General features: G+C 41.0%; 26 protein-coding genes. 9 read left to right on the plus strand and 17 right to left on the minus strand.

Going from position 1 to position 19,622, the window contains the following annotated elements:
* Position 1 precedes the first annotated feature (1 nt).
* From ftsW to glsA, 4 genes are all read right to left on the minus strand, one after another.
* Positions 2–1,156 (minus strand): putative lipid II flippase FtsW, encoded by a 1,155-nt coding sequence (ftsW, locus tag ACXAEY_RS12190; RefSeq protein WP_270181743.1) that lies wholly within the window; start codon positions 1,154–1,156, stop codon positions 2–4.
* Between the two features lie 130 nt (positions 1,157–1,286).
* The gene (locus ACXAEY_RS12195) at positions 1,287–1,721 is read right to left on the minus strand and encodes a site-2 protease family protein (protein WP_474812219.1); all 435 of its coding nucleotides are present in this window, start codon (positions 1,719–1,721) and stop codon (positions 1,287–1,289) included.
* Positions 1,722–1,843: 122 nt separating this feature from the next.
* Entirely contained in the window at positions 1,844–2,110 is a 267-nt protein-coding gene (locus tag ACXAEY_RS12200) for an Fpa/YlaN family protein (RefSeq protein ID WP_442865187.1), read from the minus strand.
* A 99-nt stretch (positions 2,111–2,209) separates the two neighbouring features.
* Complete coding sequence (gene glsA / locus ACXAEY_RS12205; protein WP_270181741.1) at positions 2,210–3,139, minus strand: glutaminase A; 930 nt, start codon at positions 3,137–3,139, stop codon at positions 2,210–2,212.
* A gap of 120 nt (positions 3,140–3,259) precedes the next feature.
* Here glsA and ACXAEY_RS12210 point away from each other — a divergent pair, with 120 nt between their 5' ends.
* A complete protein-coding gene (locus ACXAEY_RS12210; protein ID WP_270181740.1) occupies positions 3,260–3,754 on the plus strand; it encodes a peptidyl-prolyl cis-trans isomerase in 495 nt (164 codons plus the stop codon).
* Here ACXAEY_RS12210 and ACXAEY_RS12215 read toward each other — a convergent pair.
* Positions 3,751–5,079, minus strand: coding sequence for a PhoH family protein (locus ACXAEY_RS12215; protein WP_270181739.1), 1,329 nt, complete (start codon positions 5,077–5,079; stop codon positions 3,751–3,753). The genes ACXAEY_RS12210 and ACXAEY_RS12215 overlap by 4 nt on opposite strands.
* Before the next feature lie 171 nt (positions 5,080–5,250).
* Between ACXAEY_RS12215 and ACXAEY_RS12220 the strand changes: the two genes are divergently transcribed.
* A complete protein-coding gene (locus tag ACXAEY_RS12220) occupies positions 5,251–5,832 on the plus strand; it encodes a YhcN/YlaJ family sporulation lipoprotein (RefSeq protein WP_474812222.1) in 582 nt (193 codons plus the stop codon).
* Between the two features lie 22 nt (positions 5,833–5,854).
* Here ACXAEY_RS12220 and ACXAEY_RS12225 read toward each other — a convergent pair whose 3' ends face one another.
* Positions 5,855–6,319: a pyridoxamine 5'-phosphate oxidase family protein gene (locus ACXAEY_RS12225; RefSeq protein WP_474812224.1), complete on the minus strand. Its 465-nt coding sequence runs from the start codon at positions 6,317–6,319 to the stop codon at positions 5,855–5,857.
* 95 nt (positions 6,320–6,414) lie between these two features.
* Between ACXAEY_RS12225 and ACXAEY_RS12230 the strand changes: the two genes are divergently transcribed.
* Both ACXAEY_RS12230 and ACXAEY_RS12235 read left to right on the plus strand, forming a co-directional pair.
* On the plus strand, positions 6,415–6,615 hold the full coding sequence (locus tag ACXAEY_RS12230; protein WP_270181736.1) for a YlaI family protein: 201 nt from the start codon (positions 6,415–6,417) through the stop codon (positions 6,613–6,615).
* Complete coding sequence (locus tag ACXAEY_RS12235) at positions 6,605–7,042, plus strand: hypothetical protein (RefSeq protein ID WP_474812226.1); 438 nt, start codon at positions 6,605–6,607, stop codon at positions 7,040–7,042. Before ACXAEY_RS12230 ends, ACXAEY_RS12235 begins: the two co-directional genes overlap by 11 nt.
* A gap of 38 nt (positions 7,043–7,080) precedes the next feature.
* On the opposite strand, the gene ACXAEY_RS12240 is transcribed toward ACXAEY_RS12235, so the two are convergent.
* The 3 genes from ACXAEY_RS12240 to typA form a co-directional block, all read right to left on the minus strand.
* Positions 7,081–7,353: a hypothetical protein gene (locus ACXAEY_RS12240; RefSeq protein WP_474812228.1), complete on the minus strand. Its 273-nt coding sequence runs from the start codon at positions 7,351–7,353 to the stop codon at positions 7,081–7,083.
* A gap of 23 nt (positions 7,354–7,376) precedes the next feature.
* Positions 7,377–7,634, minus strand: coding sequence for a YlaH-like family protein (locus tag ACXAEY_RS12245; protein WP_474814807.1), 258 nt, complete (start codon positions 7,632–7,634; stop codon positions 7,377–7,379).
* A gap of 142 nt (positions 7,635–7,776) precedes the next feature.
* Positions 7,777–9,612 carry a translational GTPase TypA gene (gene typA / locus ACXAEY_RS12250; RefSeq protein ID WP_270181733.1) on the minus strand — a complete coding sequence of 612 codons (1,836 nt, stop codon included), beginning with the start codon at positions 9,610–9,612 and terminating at the stop codon, positions 7,777–7,779.
* Positions 9,613–9,760: 148 nt separating this feature from the next.
* Between typA and ACXAEY_RS12255 the strand changes: the two genes are divergently transcribed.
* Positions 9,761–9,934: a DUF5325 family protein gene (locus tag ACXAEY_RS12255; protein WP_474812231.1), complete on the plus strand. Its 174-nt coding sequence runs from the start codon at positions 9,761–9,763 to the stop codon at positions 9,932–9,934.
* A 145-nt stretch (positions 9,935–10,079) separates the two neighbouring features.
* Here the strand turns inward: ACXAEY_RS12255 and ACXAEY_RS12260 are convergent, their stop codons facing one another.
* The 3 genes from ACXAEY_RS12260 to ACXAEY_RS12270 form a co-directional block, all read right to left on the minus strand.
* Positions 10,080–10,535, minus strand: coding sequence for a GNAT family N-acetyltransferase (locus tag ACXAEY_RS12260; protein WP_474812233.1), 456 nt, complete (start codon positions 10,533–10,535; stop codon positions 10,080–10,082).
* Positions 10,535–11,374, minus strand: coding sequence for an inositol monophosphatase family protein (locus tag ACXAEY_RS12265; protein WP_474812235.1), 840 nt, complete (start codon positions 11,372–11,374; stop codon positions 10,535–10,537). Before ACXAEY_RS12265 ends, ACXAEY_RS12260 begins: the two co-directional genes overlap by 1 nt.
* A gap of 84 nt (positions 11,375–11,458) precedes the next feature.
* Positions 11,459–11,647, minus strand: coding sequence for a hypothetical protein (locus tag ACXAEY_RS12270; RefSeq protein ID WP_270181729.1), 189 nt, complete (start codon positions 11,645–11,647; stop codon positions 11,459–11,461).
* 266 nt (positions 11,648–11,913) lie between these two features.
* Between ACXAEY_RS12270 and ACXAEY_RS12275 the strand changes: the two genes are divergently transcribed.
* Positions 11,914–12,555, plus strand: a complete 642-nt coding sequence (locus tag ACXAEY_RS12275) for a YktB family protein (RefSeq protein WP_474812237.1) — start codon at positions 11,914–11,916, stop codon at positions 12,553–12,555.
* A 10-nt stretch (positions 12,556–12,565) separates the two neighbouring features.
* Here ACXAEY_RS12275 and ACXAEY_RS12280 read toward each other — a convergent pair whose 3' ends face one another.
* Together ACXAEY_RS12280 and ACXAEY_RS12285 are read right to left on the minus strand one after the other, a co-directional pair.
* Positions 12,566–12,838 (minus strand): UPF0223 family protein, encoded by a 273-nt coding sequence (locus ACXAEY_RS12280; protein ID WP_270181727.1) that lies wholly within the window; start codon positions 12,836–12,838, stop codon positions 12,566–12,568.
* Positions 12,835–13,812, minus strand: coding sequence for an NAD(P)H-dependent flavin oxidoreductase (locus ACXAEY_RS12285; protein ID WP_474812239.1), 978 nt, complete (start codon positions 13,810–13,812; stop codon positions 12,835–12,837). The genes ACXAEY_RS12280 and ACXAEY_RS12285 overlap by 4 nt, the downstream gene beginning before the upstream one ends.
* Before the next feature lie 206 nt (positions 13,813–14,018).
* Here ACXAEY_RS12285 and ACXAEY_RS12290 point away from each other — a divergent pair, with 206 nt between their 5' ends.
* Entirely contained in the window at positions 14,019–15,494 is a 1,476-nt protein-coding gene (locus ACXAEY_RS12290; protein WP_474812241.1) for an aminotransferase class I/II-fold pyridoxal phosphate-dependent enzyme, read from the plus strand.
* A gap of 37 nt (positions 15,495–15,531) precedes the next feature.
* Here the strand turns inward: ACXAEY_RS12290 and ACXAEY_RS12295 are convergent, their stop codons facing one another.
* Positions 15,532–15,645, minus strand: coding sequence for a GapA-binding peptide SR1P (locus tag ACXAEY_RS12295; RefSeq protein ID WP_270181724.1), 114 nt, complete (start codon positions 15,643–15,645; stop codon positions 15,532–15,534).
* A 227-nt stretch (positions 15,646–15,872) separates the two neighbouring features.
* On the opposite strand from ACXAEY_RS12295, the gene ACXAEY_RS12300 reads away from it, so the two are divergent.
* Positions 15,873–16,247 carry a DUF1885 family protein gene (locus ACXAEY_RS12300; RefSeq protein WP_474812243.1) on the plus strand — a complete coding sequence of 125 codons (375 nt, stop codon included), beginning with the start codon at positions 15,873–15,875 and terminating at the stop codon, positions 16,245–16,247.
* A 35-nt stretch (positions 16,248–16,282) separates the two neighbouring features.
* Here ACXAEY_RS12300 and ACXAEY_RS12305 read toward each other — a convergent pair whose 3' ends face one another.
* Positions 16,283–17,143, minus strand: coding sequence for a polysaccharide deacetylase family protein (locus ACXAEY_RS12305; protein ID WP_474812245.1), 861 nt, complete (start codon positions 17,141–17,143; stop codon positions 16,283–16,285).
* Positions 17,144–17,508: 365 nt separating this feature from the next.
* On the opposite strand from ACXAEY_RS12305, the gene ACXAEY_RS12310 reads away from it, so the two are divergent.
* Positions 17,509–19,014: a glycine betaine uptake BCCT transporter gene (locus ACXAEY_RS12310; RefSeq protein WP_270181721.1), complete on the plus strand. Its 1,506-nt coding sequence runs from the start codon at positions 17,509–17,511 to the stop codon at positions 19,012–19,014.
* A 127-nt stretch (positions 19,015–19,141) separates the two neighbouring features.
* Here ACXAEY_RS12310 and ACXAEY_RS12315 read toward each other — a convergent pair whose 3' ends face one another.
* Positions 19,142–19,381: a hypothetical protein gene (locus tag ACXAEY_RS12315; protein ID WP_270181720.1), complete on the minus strand. Its 240-nt coding sequence runs from the start codon at positions 19,379–19,381 to the stop codon at positions 19,142–19,144.
* Positions 19,382–19,622 lie beyond the last annotated feature (241 nt).

The following is a 19,622-nucleotide window of genomic DNA, read 5'->3' on the forward strand; positions in this document are numbered from 1 at the left end:
ATTACATTGAAACGGATTTATCATTTCGATAAAAGTCTGTTTTCTTTGATTTACGGATATTAACGAAGGCTGATACATTGATCAAGATACCAACTGACATCATTAATAAAATCAATGATGAGCCTCCATAACTAATAAATGGTAGAGGGACACCTGTTACTGGGAGCCAACCTGTAATGGCTCCAAGGTTCACCGCGGTTTGTACACCGATCATACCTGCTATACCTATCGCTAATAAGCTTCCGAACGTATCCTTGCATCGTATGCCTATGACGAACCCTTTAAATACGATATACCCAAGGAGTCCGATGACGAATACAACGCCAAAGAGACCTAATTCTTCTGCAACGATCGCCATAATGAAGTCTGTATGAGGTTCTGGCAAGAATCCATATTTCTGGATACTTTGTCCAAAGCCTTGACCAGTGATTCCACCAGAAGCAATCGCGATATAAGAGTTGATCAAATGAAATCCACTATCGGTTGGATCCGAAAATGGGTTATATGCTCCTGTGAATCTGGATAACTGCTCTTCTGATAGAGTCAGCCAAGCTCCTGCAAAAAGGACTACGCCTACTGCTATTAAACTAAATAAATGTTGCCACTTCATTCCAGAACATACGATTACGATTCCTGAAGTTAACGCGATGATCATCGCAGTACCGAGATCTGGCTGCGAAGCTACTAGCGCGAAGATCACGCCGATAACCATGATGGGAGGTAAAGCTCCACGTAAGAAGTTTGAAATATAGGCTTGTTTTTTCGAGTAAATAGCAGCTAGATAAATAATCAATCCCAACTTAACAAATTCAGAAGGTTGGAATCCGATTGGACCTATATAGATCCAACTCTGCGCATTGTTGGTCGTCGAGCCTATTATTTTAACAAGCAGTAACCCGAGTACAGATCCTCCCAATATTGGAATAATGAACTTTCGATAAGCTTTGTAAGGGAACAGCATCGTTCCTAATAACACAAAAAATGACACTGCTAACCAGATGATTTGTCTGTTAAAGAAATAAGCGCTGTTGGTTTCATGTCTCATCACAGCCCAGACCATGCTTGCGCTGTACACCATTACAAGGCCGAAGCCACATAATAGAAGCACACTGATGATGAGAGAATAATCGTAATGCTTAAATAGTTTTTTAATCATAGACGTCATCCTACCTATTTATTTACTCTGGATTGAAGAACCGCACGAATTGAAACAGCTGACTGCAATGCGATTGAAGTATGTATAGCATTCGATGAGTTTTCAGCGAAACCTGCCTGTCCGAAAGAAATTAAGGCTTTTCTCGAAGTACTTTTAAGATCGTCCATCCATCCGACTCTTTTCCAAACAACTTAAAAGGAATCAAGTTAGTAAAACAGAGCCAAAGATTGAAAAATAGTGTCCAGGCTAGGATGTGAAGGGGCAATGGAAGAGCCAGTGTGAGGAGCGCCGCACACAAATTGAATAGCGGCCCACTTAGAGCGATGATGACTTTTCCGCGCGCATGGTCAGGCTGACTACTAATCGTCATACCTCCAGCAAAATAGAAGGCGTTAACAGCTAATTCTCCTCTTGCATGTTTCCAGGTAAATAATCTTGGTCCAACGCCAAGGTGAAGCTTTACACTCGAAGACGTTAATACGTTTGCTGCAAGGGTATGACCTGCCTCATGAACGAGTAAACTAAGAGGGGAAATAACTAGAATCACCATGAGCAAATCATACATTCTTATCTACTCCTATTGTCTAATCTAGCCTTACACTCGTATTCTATCATATTTTTATCTTACGTTCTTAAAGCAAAAGAAAAAGCTCAAACTATAAGAAGTATAGTTTGAGCTTTTGGCTATTACTTAATGCTAGCTTCGTGAAGAGCTGAGAGCTGACGTTCGAGAGACTCAAGCAATTCTTTGCCATCGTCTTCGTTCACTAGCCCTAGTCGAACAGCGAAGTCTATTTCACGTGATAAACCAAACATTTGAGTATCAAGAACCTCTTCATAAAGAGGACATTGAGGCATTGTTAAATTTTCCATCTGAACTTCAATGAGTTTTAGGATCTTGTGCGCATCGGCCTTCAACAGCTCGTATGCTTTTTCACGATGTCCTGTTGCCATCCCAGTTGACAAAACTGATCCCTCCGTTCCCTTTCCCATTCCTCTTATAATCATAAAAGCTTACACGGTAAATTGCAAGAAAAACCAGTATATTGTGTCCTAGAAAATGCTCAATTCATATTGAGATGAAAAGTTTTCAAGCAGCTTTATTCCAGCGATACTATTTCCTTTCGCGTCTAACGGAGGGCTATACACGCCGATTCCCATCTGATTAGGTACTAGACTTAGAATCCCACCCGACACGCCACTCTTTGCAGGTATAGCAACGTTAATCGCAAATTCACCAGAAGCATTATACATCCCGCATGTGACCATAAACGTTTTTACGATACGTGCGATATACTTCGGGATGATCTTACGTTCTGTTTCCGGATCGCGCCCTTCATTTGCAAGGACCATTCCGATTCTTGCGAGGTCTTTACAATTTACTTCGATGGCACATTGCTTTGTATATGCTTCGAGAAGCATTTCCACATCATTATCGATCAAGCCATGCTGCTTCATAAAGTAACATAGAGCTCTGTTAAGGTGGGCCGATTCAAACTCTGAATCGGCCACTTCATAGTTGATACCGATACTAGAATTGTTTGTCATGTCATGTATGAGTTGCAGGATGCGCCCTACCTTCTCATGCGAAGTCTCACCGTGGATTAAATCTGTTACTACGAGGGCACCCGCATTGATCATTGGGTTTAAAGGCTTTGAAGGAACCTGTGACTCAAGCTTTGCAATCGAATTGAAAGGGTCTCCAGTCGGTTCTTTACCGACACGTGAGAAAACGTTATGTTCTCCAGCATCCATGATTGCAAGAGCTAACGTAAGAATTTTCGAGATACTCTGGAGGGTGAACGCTTCGCCAACGTCTCCAGCTGATAAACAACCATCTTCTTTGGAGAAGACAGCGATCGACAGTTTATCGGGATCTGCTTTTTCAAGGGCAGGTATATAATCAGCTACCTTCCCATCTTTAGTAAAAGGCTTACTGCGCCTGACGAGTTCGACTAGTTCTTGTTCTGTAGTACATTTCATTTTTCCGCCACCCCGCTTTGAAGAATAAATTATGTCACCATACTATTCCCCAAATGTGACAAAAGCAAGCATAACCGGTATACTTGTTTTGCAAAAGATATAGATTGCGGGGTGCAGGATATGGAAACGATTATTCCAATCAAAGGGAAGGTCACTTATCCGATCACGCTTGATGCAAGCGTGTGGATTTTTGATGACAGAAAGATCGAACTCGAAGAATTTTTGAAATTCAACAGCAGTTCTGATGAAAATGAGAACGATTACATCAAAGCTCAATCTGAGCGATGGGAACAAGAACGCACAGGTATTAAACCACCTATCAATCAAAGCATTAAACGCTTTGAGAAGGAAAAAATATTGAATGGTAGCTATGTGATTCCCCTCGAGCCGTTTCTTTCTAACGCTGAGCCATTAACGGAAGGAAATCACGTTCAGCTAGAAACGACTGATGACGAACACATCGTCCTATCTATAGATGAAGCATTGAACGGCTTTCTTGGATTTGCAATAAACGGAAAGCCGCTCAAGGACGATGGTCCGGTTCACTTTTATCATGGTGACGGCGCAAACGCCGCAGAACCATTCAAAAACATTTGTGCCATTACAATTATTTAAAGAAGATCGGCCGCAAGCTGGGCTAACTGAGAACGTTCACCTTTCTCAAGCTTTACGTGTCCACTTAGCGGCTGGTCTTTAAATTTCTCTACAACGTAAGTCAGCCCGTTCGTATACTCATCTAAATACGGATGATCAATTTGCTGAGGATCTCCAAGGAGTACAATCTTACTCCCTTCCCCTACCCTTGTTAAGATCGTTTTCACTTCATGCTTCGTAAGATTTTGCGCTTCATCGATAATAATGTATTGATCTGGTAAACTCCTACCACGTATATACGTGAGCGCCTCTACTTGTATAGATCCGATACCTGCCAGGATCTTCTCCAATTCACCGGTTTTCTTAACATTAAATAAATACTCTAGATTATCATAGATCGGTTGCATCCATGGCTTCAGTTTTTCATCTTTTTCACCAGGGAGAAACCCGATATCTTTGCCGACTGGAACGATCGGTCTCGCGATAAACAGCTTTTTGTATTGATTCAAATCCTCTGTCTGCATTAACCCAGCTGCAATCGTAAGGAGGGTTTTACCAGTACCCGCCTTTCCAACTAGCGTCACAAGAGGGATGTCCTTTCTAACAAGTAAGTCAAGTGCCATCCTTTGCTGAACATTCCTTGGTCCAATTCCCCACATATACTCTGTTTCCATAGCTGTTTTCTCAATCCGCTTCCCTTTCTTATCGACTTTACCAATTCCAGAAGATGAGGGGTTAGCAGGATCTTTCAGAATGACATATTGATTTGGATACAGGTGTCTTCCTTTTAAAGATTTCATATCGATATAGTGTCTCTCAAAGAAACTGTTCAAGAGTTCACTCTCTATATATCGTTCTTCATAGCCTGTGTAGATTTGGTTAAATTCGACTACGCGATCACTCAAAAAATCTTCTGCTTGAATGCCTAGCGCATCTGCCTTCACCCTGACCAGTGCATCTTTACTTACAAGTATGACGGATCGGCCAGATTTCTGTTTGCCTTCTTCCAAAAACAGGTTGAGTGCCACCGCCAAAATTCGGTTATCATTCGTTTTTTCAACAAATTTATCTTGAAAATATTGAAACGACCGATGATTGAGTTCAATTCTGAGAGTCCCTCCATTTTCTAAAGGAATAGATGAGTGGAGCTTCCCTCTCTCTCTGAATCCATCGATCATGCGTGAGATGTGTCTTGCATTCCTTCCTATTTCATCCATATACCGTTTTTTTGAATCGACTTCCTCCAAAACAACCGCTGGAATTACAATTTCATTCGTTTCAAATGAATAGATGGCATTTGGATCCTGTAATAAGACATTGGTATCCAGGACGTAAACCTTATCCAACGTTTCGCCTCCCGAGTGATTATAGTTGGTGTGACTGGTAGCAAATGACAGTTTGGACTATCTACGTTTTGTATAATCTATGACCCGGTGAATAAAGTTAGACGGTTATTCAGAAAATAATTAGCAAAAGAAGTGAATGAAAGAATCGATCACATACTCGGAGGAATTATTATGAGAAGTAGCAAATGGTTAATGGTAGGGTTCATCCTTCTTGCAGCATGTCAGTCAAATGATGAACCAGTCGCTGAAAAGCAAGAAAAAGTTGAATATGTGAAGCAGTCTGTCCGGACGCCTGAGAACGAAGAGCGATCTGCAACGGAAATTGCAAAACACCTTGTGACGATTGCAAAACAAGTTCCGGATGTTGAGGATGCTACTGCAGTTGTAACTGGAAAATACGCGGTCGTTGGAATCGATGTGAATGAAAAGCTTGACAGATCTCGCGTAAGCTCGATCAAATATACGGTGGCTGAAGCTCTACAAAAAGATCCTTTTGGTGCAAATGCCATCGTCACCGCCGATGCCGATACGACCTATCGTTTAAGGAGAATGGCATCCGAAATTAGAAGAGGACACCCGGTAGGTGGAATCATGGAAGAGCTAGCTGATATCGTCGGTCGACTTGTCCCTGAAGTTCCAGGTGACATTAATAAATCTGAACGTGAACCAACTAGAGCGAACGATAAACAGCTTCCTGCTAATGAGAAGCAGCAGCTGAAAGAACAGCAAGAAAAACAAGATTTAGACAAGTAAAACCGGCTTTCAGCCGGTTTTATCACGTTACACCTGTTTTCTTCAATTCAGCCATAACAGAACGGTCTAGTTTTGCAGCGGCTTCAGGATCGTATGTTTTCTCATAAGCAGGTTCAACAGACATTTTCGCACCATAAAACATGACATCCCGCACTTCTTTGATCGATAGCGTTACCTTTGCAAGCTTCAGTGGTACTGAATTCATCGGTTCTTCATCAATGGTAGCAGTCCCTGAAATGGAATAAGTACTTTCATTTCCAATCAACGTGATGGAAACTTGGTTATTCTCCCTAAGATTCTTAACGATTCTCGATTTTAAATCCACCGCAAAGACAACAGTGCTATTGTCTACAGCGTAAAGCCACGAAATCGCGCTCACATTCGGACCTTTCGTCTCATGATCGATGGTCGATAGGAGAACGTATTGTTCCTTCTTGAGTAATGTGAGTAGTTCACCTGAAAGGGTATTCTCTACCTTATTTGGCATTCTCATCCCTCCATAAATAAAGTTCTAACTGCATTGTACTGCAAAACCTCTCCTCTTTCATGCTATACTAACTACATGAATGAGAGGTGTTAAACGTGCGTGTAAAATGTGTTCTATGTGATAAGATCGAATCTATTGATAGCGGCAGTCCACTCGCCAAAAAACTTCGCAACAGACCTATTCACACTTATATGTGCGACCCGTGTTATGATCGGATCGAAAGCCGCACAAAAGAGAGGAAAGAAAGCGGCGATTTTAAACTTTACCACAAAGAAGAAACTGATGATGAGTGGTAAAGTAAAAGAAGGACTGATCGCAGGTACACTATCTGGCATCATACTAGGATTATTACTGAAAGCAATTCAGTACAAAACGGGTGTCCTTGTGTATACCCTACTACTAAATATCGACTTCATACCGGTAATAGGAGATATTCAGTGGCCTGAAATGATTGAATTTATTTTCCACCTGATCATCTCACTAATCATCGGTATCGTATACACAATCGGAAGCTATCGATACTTCTATAAACGTAAGGTAGCGCAATTACTCTTTTCCTACCTTCTTACGCTTCCAACTGTATTCCTATACTTTCCTTTGACCTATTTAGCTGAGAAGCCAACTCCTCCTTTGAATGATATCGAAGCGATATCGTATTGGACTTTGGGACATGCTGTGTATGCGGCTGCGCTTTTCGCTGTTTATCGGTTTAACGAAAAATGATCGTTGTAAGAAAGACGTGCTCTGAGCACGTCTTTTGTTTATTGGTTATATTTAGGTTCATTTTGAATCGAACGTAACAACGCATCGATCAATTCAATTGGAAATTTCATATTCCTATTGTCATTTTCTTTTACAAAATGAACGATATAATAGGGTTCTTCAATTTCAATATCCAATTCCGATACACCGTGATCCTCTATCAATATTTCCTCAAAAAAAGCTCTTGTATCCTGGGCAGCATGATCGCTTTCTCTCTCATCGGCTACTTTTTTTATGCTTAGCCAATTATACATTGCATCCTGAAGGTTCACTGCTTCCCCCGCTTGTTCTGACGTTAGCCCGCCTCGTTTTCGTTTTTCTTTGATTGATTGAGACGAACCTTATATATGATTAATACGACAGCAGCAGCTACTAATCCTTCCGCTACAGGAAGCCCAATTCCAAAAAAGGTAAGAGGGAAACAACCGACAATTAGCAGAATGTAAATAACAGCATTCTTAAGTACGGGTAATTTCTTCGCGAATCCTAGTCGATATACAACGATCGAAAGAATAACAATGATCGCATACAGCAAATAAAAACCTAATGTCATGTTCTCTTCTATTCCAACTAACTTTGCGAAGAATGATAAATCACCTGATGGAACCACTTCATTGTTCACATTTTACACCTCCAACATCTCCATAAAAAAACGATTCAAAAGGGATGCCCCTTTTGAATCGCACTAGACACCCTTATTGTTGGGCTAATTTTTTCTTTTTAGCTACTCTTTCGCGTTCATTCTTATCAAGGATCTTTTTACGAAGACGGATAGAATCTGGTGTGATCTCGCAATACTCATCCTCATTTAGATACTCAAGAGCTTCTTCAAGAGTCAATACACGAGGCTTCTTCATTGATACCGTTTGGTCTTTGTTTGCTGAACGCATGTTTGTCATCTGTTTTACCTTTACGATGTTTACAGTGATGTCGTTCTCACGAGTGTGCTCACCAACAATCATACCTTCATAAACTTCAGTACCAGGTTCAACGAAAATCGTACCACGATCTTCTACACCCATAATTCCGTATTCAGAAGCTTTTCCTTTTTCCATCGATACGAGAACACCCTGACGGCGTCCACCAACACGGCCGCTAATAAGAGGCATATAAGATTCAAACGTGTGGTTCAAAATCCCATAACCGCGAGTTTGCGTAAGGAATTCAGTTGTATAACCGATCAGTCCACGAGCAGGTACCATGAATTCTAGACGGACTTGGCCTGCTCCGTTGTTCACCATGTTAACCATTTCACCTTTACGCTCACCAAGAGACTCCATGACAGCTCCAGTGTAGTCCTCAGGAACGTCGATTTGAACGCGTTCAACTGGCTCACTTGGAACACCATCGACTTCACGAACAATTACTTCTGGCTTAGAAACCTGTAGCTCGTACCCTTCACGACGCATGTTTTCAATCAAAATCGAAAGGTGAAGCTCACCGCGCCCTGACACGATCCACTCATCTGGAGAATCTGTATTTTCAACACGAAGACTTACGTCTGTTTCTAGCTGTGCTCTCAGACGCTCTTCGATTTTACGACTTGTAATATACTTACCTTCTTTACCAGCGAAAGGACTGTTGTTTACAAGGAACGTCATTTGAAGAGTAGGCTCGTCAATACGAAGAATAGGAAGTTGATCTTGGTGGTCATATGGACAAACCGTTTCACCTACGTTGATCTCTTCCATTCCTGAAACCGCCACAAGGTCTCCAGCTTTTGCTTCTTCAATTTCTACTCGCTTCAGTCCAATGAAACCAAATAGCTTGGTTACACGGAATTGTTTCACAGTTCCATCGATCTTCATCAATGCGACCTGCTGTCCAACTTTCATCGTTCCTCTGAAGATACGACCGATACCAATACGACCAAGGTAGTCGTTGTAATCAAGCAAAGTGATTTGGAACTGAAGAGGTTCGTCACTATTGTCGACAGGTCCTGGGATGTTATCAATGATTGTATCCATTAGAACTTTCATGTTGTCATCTTGCTTATCAGCATCTAAACTTGCTGTTCCGTTGATTGCAGAAGCGTATACAACAGGGAAATCAAGCTGATCTTCATCTGCGCCAAGATCGATAAATAGGTCGATCACTTCATCAACAACCTCTTCTGGTCTAGCAGCTGGGCGGTCGATCTTGTTCAACACAACGATTGGCGTAAGTTTTTGCTCAAGTGCTTTCTTAAGCACGAAACGTGTTTGAGGCATACAGCCTTCATAAGCATCAACAACGAGTAGAACACCATCTACCATCTTCATGATACGCTCTACTTCACCACCGAAGTCTGCGTGTCCAGGAGTATCCATGATGTTGATTCGCTTATCTTCATAATTGATTGCAGTATTTTTAGCTAGGATTGTAATCCCGCGTTCTCTTTCAAGGTCATTCGAGTCCATCGCACGCTCATTTACTTGCTCATTGTCACGAAATGTACCAGATTGATGTAACATTTGATCAACTAGTGTCGTTTTACCGTGGTCAACGTGAGCGATAATCGCGATGTTACGAATATCTTCTCTAATTTGCATTAAACTCTCTCCTCGTATTCTCGTCCTATCCATGACGATAATCTCAATAACTAGTCCATTATAACACAGTAATGGCGTTAGGAGAAATTTATGTCCTTTCAGGAATCTACTCTTTATTGTACACTATAAGTATTAAGGAGGCGTCCGAATGAATAAGCATAACTTTCTATTACTATTAATGGCCATTTTAGCCGTGATTAGCATGTGCGCAATTGGCGTTTCAATAGCAGAACAAAGCGTGATCGGTATATTCCTTTCTTTAGTAGGTGTAGGATTTTTTATGGGAATGGGCTTCCGTATCAAACGAAAAGCGGAGCAATAGAAAAAAGAGTTGTCACTTCGACAACTCTTTTAGTTTGTTGAAAAACCAAACCCATCGTGATCCCTATGCCTCAGAAGTTTGAATCCCTCTAGCTTTCCTGCGGACGAATGCCTGAGCCTCGAACGCCCAGTTACATTTCTTTTTCCTATGAATCAGGAAGAACCATAATCAAGTACTTCTTTCCGTCCTCTTCTTCTATCCCATATTGTTCAAATCCGCATTTTGAAAGAAAGAGACTCCATTCGATGTGCTCATATGGAAGACCAGCAAAGATTACGTTTTGCATCGTTTTCCTATGGGCTTCGATTACCGCTCTTCCAAACCCTTGTTTTCTGCAGCCTGGCTTAACCACAATCGTTCCAATCCAAGGTTTCATGTTTGAACTAGCACTCGGGTGTACACAGCTTATCGCTACAGGCTCATCGTTGTGCATCCATTTCGTCCATTCACAGCCGATACCTACATATGTTTGAATGTAAGAAACTAACTCTTCCTTTGTAGGTTGCCTCCCTATTTCAGTTACCAACCATGACGTATCATCCTTTGTCCAATGATGAAGCAGCGCTGCCTGTCCATCATCAAATGCTTGCTTCTTCAACATTATGTTGAAGGTTTCTTTAAATAATAGTTTTGATCGATCGCAGGCTGAATATAGTGTTCTTGAACCTGTCGATGAAATGATTCGTTCCCGACGAAAAGCGTGGTCTTCTTAAGGATATCGATCGGTTGGTTATCGACTGTCGTGCAGATGCCACCAACTTCTTCAATAAGGATTTTTCCTGCAGCAAAATCCCAAGGAGCCAGCCTTAATGAAACATACCCATCCAATCTGCCTGCCGCTACATAAGCCATTTCGATCGCTGCGCTTCCATACGATCTCGTTCCTCTGATCTTCTTTAAGAGAGGTGAGAACGTTCTCGGATCGATTCGATGGTTCTCAGTCACCCATGTTGCATTAATTGCGAGAAGAGACTCAGATAAGTTCACTGGCTTAAGGGGACTTTGCTTCTGGTCATTAATAAACAACCCTTCTCCTTTTTTACAATGATAGAGCTCGTCCTTCGTCACATCGTATATTAATGCTACCTTTCCTATTCCGTCCTCATAAATTCCAATCGATATTGCAAAGTTGGTTTGTTGGTGAACGAAATTCATCGTACCGTCGATGGGATCAAGGAACCATATCACTCCTTTTACATCTTCAATCTCATCCCCAAAGCCTTCTTCTCCCATAATGCGATGATCAGGATAGTGGTTGTTGATTTTTTCTATAAAAAATTTTTCTGTTTGTTTATCGATATCCGTAACCAGGTCGTTCGGGTTGCTTTTTGTATGAATGTTGAAGGAAGTCTTAAAAGAAGCAACAATTTCTCGACCAGCTTCACGAATCCATTTCTTTGCATCTTGATAAATGTTCTCCATGTTAGTCTGCTTTGTCATGACTCGAACTCCTTTTAGCTTTGTCTACTTCTTATTATGACAGGAAAAAAAGAAAAAACGAACCTTTTTGCAAGGTTCGCCTCCTTATGCTTCGAGTCGAATCATTTCTTTCCTCAATTCTTCTAGCTTTACTTTGCACTTGAGAATTCCGTCCTTGTCACTTGCAATCATCGCATCGTGTAGTGTTGCCAACTCATAATCAATTTCCATTTTCAAAACCGGAATGCGCTTCTCTGCCTCGTTTCTCTGCAAAGACTGAATCACTTGTTTCATGGTAACCTACACCCCTCTCATAGTTTTCATCAAAGCAGTAGTCTGTGGCTCTCAAGGGTACAAGACTGAATATTCTGACTTTTCTGCTTTCAGCTTACTTTATCTTATGCCTCGAAGGCTAAGTATGCAACCTCTTTATTTACTAGTATTTTTCCTCTTTCACCTATCTTTCAAACCTTTAAGTGCGCATCGTTCGTCAAACTTCATACACTTTGTCGTTTTATGGTACACTATTTTCATAAAAAATTGACTTATTGGAGGAAATTATGTCATTTAACGGTTTTACATCAACTGATTTTAAAACGTTTGATATCGAAGGTCTCGAACCGCGGATGGAAGCGATCCAACAACGCATTCAGCCTAAATTCGAGGAAATTAGTAAAGAAGTGAAACGTGACCTTGAAGCACTTGTAGGAAATGAAATGTATCTGCATATTGCCAGACACTTAAGAAGAACAAAAAATCCACCGTCTGACACTTGGATGGCTTTCGCTCATAACAACCGTGGCTATAAGAAACACCCACACTTTCAAATCGGCCTTTTCGACGACCATGTATTTGTGTGGTTAGCTTATATTTATGAGCTTCCTGGCAAAAAAGACATGGCATCTATGATGCTTTCGAACATTGACCGATTGAAAGAGACGATTCCATCTTCTTATATGGTATCGACGGATCATACGAAGAAATCCGCTAGCAAGTCTATTCAAGAAGTAGACCTTGAAGAGGTGCTAACTCGATTTAGAGACGTGAAGAAAGGTGAATTCTTAGTAGGAAGACACTTTAAGAGTGATGATCCCCTTCTACAAGATGGTGAAACGTTCATTGAGACCGTTAAAAACACGTTCGAGACACTCGTGCCGATCTACCACCTTTCGATGAAAGAAGAAATAACAAAGGAGGGGTGATCCCCCTCCTTTACTTATTCATCATGACCTTCTCCCGCTCAGTTTCTCTTGCTTCCTTAACGGTATGGTATGTTGAATAACCTGTATCCTTATCAAACTGCTTAAACATCTGCTTCTCTTCAGATTTAGAAGGTACAACTTCCTTGAAATCTGAATAGGTACTGAGTACCTCTCCTTTACTAACTCCCCTCTCGTATGCTTTCTCAATGGTTTGAAAAAATTGTACGACCTTGATGACTTCCTCTTTACTCCAATCGATTGAAATCGGATATTCTACGTTCATGTGATGACCCCTTTCTGTTCACTCCATTTTTCAACCACTTTACTCGCCTCTTCGTCAAATCGATCAAATAGCTCAGCAACTGTCGGCACATCGTGAATCGATCCGATTACTTGCCCTGCCCAGGCAAATCCATCTTCGTCTTTACCTTCATAAATAAAACGCTTATTCGCTTCACCGCTTATGTAATCTTTCAAACTTTCATAGCCTTCTTGCCTTGTCTCGATTTCTTGGATTCGATCTGCAAATTGATTCCTAATCACTCTTGCAGGCGCACCGAGGCTTCTCTTAATAATAACAGTATCTGTTTCTTTACTCGATATGATTCTATCCTTATATGTTTTATGCGCATGTGTACATTCTTTTGTTGCAATAAATCTCGTTCCCATCTCGATGCCTTCTGCACCTAAAGACAGCGCGGCCATCAGTCCCCTTCCATCTCCAATTCCTCCTGAAGCAATCACGGGAATCGTTAAAGCCTCTACAACCTGAGGAACAAGAACCATCGTGCTGGTATCGTCTTTTCCTAGATGACCTCCACCTTCTTGTCCAACTACCATAACAGCATCTGCACCCAATTCTTCAGCTTTTACAGCTTGCCTTTTACCAGCTGTCAATACGAGGACCTTCGTATTCGTTCCTCTGACCATATCGAACACTGGTTTAGGATTCCCTCCCGTAACCGAAATGATATCGACACCTTCATCAAGTGCAGCCTCAACCATATGTTCAAACGGTCTACCATGCTGTCCGATCGCAAAATTAACGCCGAATGGCTTTGAGGTTTTTCGTTTCGTGAGGTTGATTTCCTTCCTTAATAGTTCCGGAGTATCCATGGACATCGCGGTAAGCTGTCCAAGACCACCCGCATTACTTACTGCTGAAGCAAGTTCATGATACGCTAAATACGCAAGACCTCCCTGAACGATCGGTCTTTCGATTCCTAGTAAATTCGTTATACGAGTATTCCACTTCATGATGATCTCCTCCTTTTCTACATTGTTCTAGAATGTAGCTTAAAACCCTTTAAATACTAGAGGGGGGAGGATACCTATTTAAAATAAAACTTGCAAATATCGAGTGATGTGATTATACTCAGTTTGTTTATGGCATTATTAGTTAGAAATCCTTGTCTGTTTTTCTCAAGGATTCCTTATAGAGTATAGATAAAGAGGTGCTTGCTTTGCAACAAAACGAAACACCATTATTTACTGGTTTATTAAAACACGCCCAAAAAAACCCGATTCAATTTCACATACCCGGCCATAAAAAAGGAACCGGAATGGATCCTGAATTCAGATCGTTTATTGGAGATAACGCGCTTTCGATCGATTTGATCAACATCGGTCCTTTAGATGACCTCCATCACCCGCACGGCATGATTAAAGATGCTCAAGAGCTTGCTGCTGAAGCATTCGGTGCGGACGCTACATTCTTTTCTGTTCAAGGAACGAGCGGCGCGATCATGACGATGGTCATGTCTGTTTGTTCACCAGGTGAGAAAATTATCGTCCCAAGAAACGTGCATAAATCTGTTATGTCAGCAATTATTTTTTCTGGAGCTACACCAGTGTTTATCCATCCGGAAATCGATCCTAAGTTAGGGATCTCCCATGGCATTACTCCTGACGCTGTAAAGAAAGCATTGGCTCAGCATCCGGATGCAAAAGGTGTGCTGGTTATAAATCCTACCTACTTTGGTATTTCTGCGAACCTTGAGGAGATCGTTTCGATCGCACACAGCTATGACGTACCTGTCCTTGTGGATGAAGCGCACGGGGTACACATTCACTTCCATGATCGCCTGCCGTTATCTGCAATGCAAGCTGGTGCAGACATGGCAGCCACTAGTGTCCATAAGTTAGGCGGATCTATGACGCAAAGCTCTGTGTTAAACGTAAAAGAGGGATTAGTATCAGCTAAGCGTGTGCAGACGATCATCAGCATGCTTACGACTACTTCAACATCTTACCTCTTACTCGCATCACTCGACGTTGCACGTAAGCGATTAGTTACTGATGGGTATGAGCTCATCGATCAAGCAATTGAACTGGCTGAAAAAACGCGTAAGCAGATCAATGAAATCACACCGCTTTACTGTGTTGGAAAAGAGATTATCGGGACGAATGCAACGTATGATTACGACCCGACTAAGCTGATCATCTCTGTCCATGACCTTGGAATCACTGGGTACGAAGCTGAAATCTGGTTACGAAAAGAAGCGAACCTTGAAGTAGAACTCTCTGATCTATACAACATACTGTGTATCGTTACCCCAGGAGACAACGAAGAAACAACTTCTGCACTTGTTTATGCTTTAAAAGATATGGTGGAAGCATTTCAAGAAGCAATAGGCTCTAATCCTGAGGTAGTTGCCGTTCATGTTCCTGATATACCAGTATTAGCCGTATCCCCTCGTGATGCGTTCTACGCTGACACAGAGGTTGTCCCGATCAAAGAATCAGCAGGCAGGGTCATCGCTGAATTTATTATGGTGTATCCCCCTGGCATTCCAATCTACATTCCGGGAGAAATTATTACTGAAGAAAACCTAACGTATATAGAAGAAAATATTGAAGCTGGCTTACCAGTTCAAGGCCCTGAAGATGATGAATTAAAAACATTACGAGTGATAAAAGAATACAAAGCAATCAAATAAAAGAAGAGGTGGCGAATGCCACCTCTTCTTTTATTTCTTATTTGCGGTCTTTCTTATTGCATTCTGGACATCTGCTATACAAAGTACTCACTTTATCTTCAATTACATGATCGATTGTTTTTTCACACGTTTGGCATATGATAATTCCCATATCTAACACCCCTCAAAGTAAGTTTTGAAAACGCTTCCGTTTTGCTTATCTCCATAATAGTGTGTCACAATTGTTTTGTCAATACTATATTGTATATCACATTAAGAAAGTTTGTTCCAATTTTTAGTGATATTAGGCGCATACAATTTACACATGTTAGCTATGTAATAATTGTCAGAAAACGATTTGGCAGGTACACTATATTTATATGAGAGGGGGAATTACGTTTGCCGCAAAGTGCCTATGTTGCTCCTAAATCTAAGGAGGATCTTGACTTAAATGTAGTGAAATCGTTTCTAATCTATTATAAGGAGATCACCGAAAAAACAGGGAAACAGCTTTCTTGGGATTATGGAACTTCCGCATTTCCGTATAACATAATGGGTCATGATGAGAATTGGTTTTATTTAAAAGGTACATCGGAAGAATACCGTGGAATCGTTATCGGTATAACAGAAGACGCCCTTCAGATCGTTCTACCAGACTATGCGACACATGGAGATAAAGCTAAAGCAAACGAACTATGTAAATTCCTCGCAAAAAAAATGAACGGTGACCTGACGTTATTTAATGGCAGGACGATGTATACCACAAAAAAATAACCAGCCGGAGTGGCTGGTTATTTTTTATGCTCTATTTAGTTTAGTTCAATTTCGATGGTTTCTGGATCGATCATGCTATACCCTTTGCCTCTTAATCCTTTTACGATATCAGCGAGACCTGCAGCAGTCCACTCACGATCGTGCATCAACAGGTTAGCGCCGTCTTGAAGAAGAGGCGTATTTACCATGATATCTGTAATACCTTCTTTATTTTGATATTCTTTATTCCAATCATATCCATATGTCCAGTTCATCAAGAGCATTCCCTCTTCCTTCACTAATGCTTTTGAAAAGTCCGTGTTGGAACCGAATGGTGCTCTGAAAAACGTTGGACGCTCTCCGATTACTTCTTCGATCATATCACTAAGTTTCACAATTTCCTCACGCTGTTTTTCTTCTGATAATGACTTTAAATCTGCATGACTCATCGTGTGATTTCCAATTTCAAATCCCATTTCATGAATTTCTTTTACAATCGCCTTTTCTTCTTCAGTATCCATAAAATGACCATTCACAAAAAAGATAGCAGGTGCCTCGAGTTCCTTCAACGTCTTTGCCATATCTAGCGCATGCTTGTCAGGTGCATCGTCGATCGTTAGAAGAACAGCTTCTGATGGCGCATCATTAATTGGTTCAAAGCCCCAGAAAGCTGTGTTTAATTTATACTTCTTTACAACTTCCTCCTCTACAACGGGCTCATCTTCTTTTGCTTCTTCATTTTTTTCGTCTTTATCTTCTTCTACTTCATTTCCTTCTGTTTGTTTTGCATCTTCCTCGGTTGCAACTTCTTTGTCTTTATTTTCTGCAGTCTCCTCAGCATTAGAATTTGCATCGGTGGAACATGCAGCAAGAAGAACCAACACAAGAACCGATAAGATTTGAATAGCTTTCCTCATTCTCTCCCTCTCCCCTTCACCTAGTCTTTATCTATCATAAACGAATGTAAAGGAAGTAGAAAGAGAAGAATGTCACATTTAACCAATCGTTCCTTTTTGCTAATTCAATCATTATTCTGACTAATTTTCTGCCATGCCAAAATACTTTACAAGCAAAAAATCAACCCATATACTAGAGAACGTGCCTTTTTTCTGTACGGTAAATTGGCGAGGCAAAATCAGGTGTCGTGGCTAACGTTCGAATATTTTTTTCATCCCGGGGGCAACATTTAGTACACATAGTTTTTATTTTCTTTTACATTACCCGGTAGATTTCCATGTTTGAATAACAATTTAAAAGTGTTGATTGAAAGGTGTGATTTACAATGAGTAAGCTTACGAGAGTATTTATGATCTCTGCAGCTTTGACCCTTATCTTCATTATATGGGGTACGTTCGCTCCAGAGTCTCTCGATTCTTCTACATCCTCACTTCAAACCTTTCTACAGGTGAAGTTTGGATGGTTCTATCTACTAGCAGCTTCTGCATTTCTTATCTTTGCGATCTATCTTATCTTTTCTAAATTCGGTAGAATTCGTCTAGGTAAAGATACTGACCGACCAGAGTACAGTACGATTACATGGTTCGCCATGTTGTTCTCTGCAGGAATGGGTATCGGTCTCGTATTCTGGGGTGTAGCTGAACCTATGTTTCACTACTATACACCGCCAGCTGGCGCTTCACCTGAGTCTGATGAAGCAGCAAGACTTGCATTCCAGTATAGCTTCTTCCACTGGGGCTTACACCCATGGGGGATTTACACAGTAGTTGCTCTTGCTCTTGCCTACTTTAAGTTCAGAAGAGGAGCACCAGGGGTTGTAAGTGCTGTATTCCATCCATTACTCGGTGACCGTGTTTACGGTCCGCTTGGAAAGCTAATCGATGTAATCGCAGTTTTCGCTACAGTATTTGGTGTAGCGACGTCATTAGGTTTTGGGGCATCTCAAATTGGCGGAGGAATTTCGTATTTAACCGACATTGAGAACTCATTTATGACGCAATTGATGATTATTCTAATCGTCACAGTGCTTTATATGATTTCGGCAACAACTGGTATATCTCGAGGCATTAAATATTTGAGTAATACGAACATTGTCCTTGCCATACTGCTAATGTTCTTTTTGCTATTTGCAGGACCAACAAACTTTATTATGGACTTGTTCACTTCAACGTTAGGTTCCTATATTCAAAACCTACCAAGTATGAGCTTGCGCATGCGTCCATTTGAAGGATCTTCTTGGATTCAAAGCTGGACGATCTTCTATTGGGCATGGTGGATTGCATGGGCACCATTTGTTGGTACGTTTATTGCACGTGTTTCCAAAGGTAGAACCATTCGTGAATTTGTATTAGGTGTACTTCTTGTACCGACAATTTTCGGTGGCCTTTGGTTCTCAGTATTCGGCGGTTCTGCCATCTCACTGGATATGGCAGGAACAGGCGTTTACGACATTATTAGTGATCAGGGTATGGAAGTTGCATTATTCGCTGTCCTTGAGCAGTTCCCACTCGGTACATTTATGTCGATCATCGCTATTTTGCTTATCAGTACGTTCTTCATTACATCTGCAGACTCTGCTACGTTCGTTCTTGGTATGCAAACAACAAACGGCAGCTTAAACCCTTCAACTGGTGTTAAGCTTACATGGGGTGTCATCCAGTCGTCCGCTGCGGCAGTATTGCTGTGGTCAGGTGGACTAGGTGCTCTTCAAACAGCATCCATCATTGCTGCATTCCCATTTGCTATCATCATTATCGGGATGATCATATCGCTATTGAAAGCATTTAAGGAAGAAAAACTTCCAGCTCGCGCACCAAAAAAAGATGAATAACATCATCTAAAAAAGTAAAAGAGTACGGATCCTAGAAGGGTCCGTACTCTTTTTTATACTAAAAACGATGTTTAGAGATAGTATGATTTAGAGATTCTCCAATCATTAGCATGCTAGGATTGAAAAACTAGACGGTGTGATAAACCATTTCCATAATTGCAAACAACAATGTTGATGCGAGCGTAATGAGAGCTACCGTTTTCACTTCGGGAATCATTCTAACTGTATATGTAATGATAAAATATAAAAACATGAGGACCATGATCCCTTTAAAGAAAAGTCGATCTTGGGATGATAGGTGCAGAATGACGACTAAAGCACTCCAAGAAGCTACGTGAAATAATAGAACAAACAACATTCTTCCCAAGTCCACTCACCTCCACTTTAGCTATATGCCCTTCGTACAAGCGGTATTCTTATAGTACACGCAGTACTCTTATATTTACTACAAAAAAGCCCTGGGAATTCACTAGGGCTTTTGAAATAATCAAGAAAGCTTTTATAGCTATCTACTAATGGAACAGTGAGATTTCCGTTCCAGGATGCTTATTTTAAGGATAAATCAATTTGAAACGAATTAAAAACCCTGGTGAACTCACCAGGGTTTA

Source organism: Anaerobacillus sp. ABA4_114 (assembly GCF_056159065.1).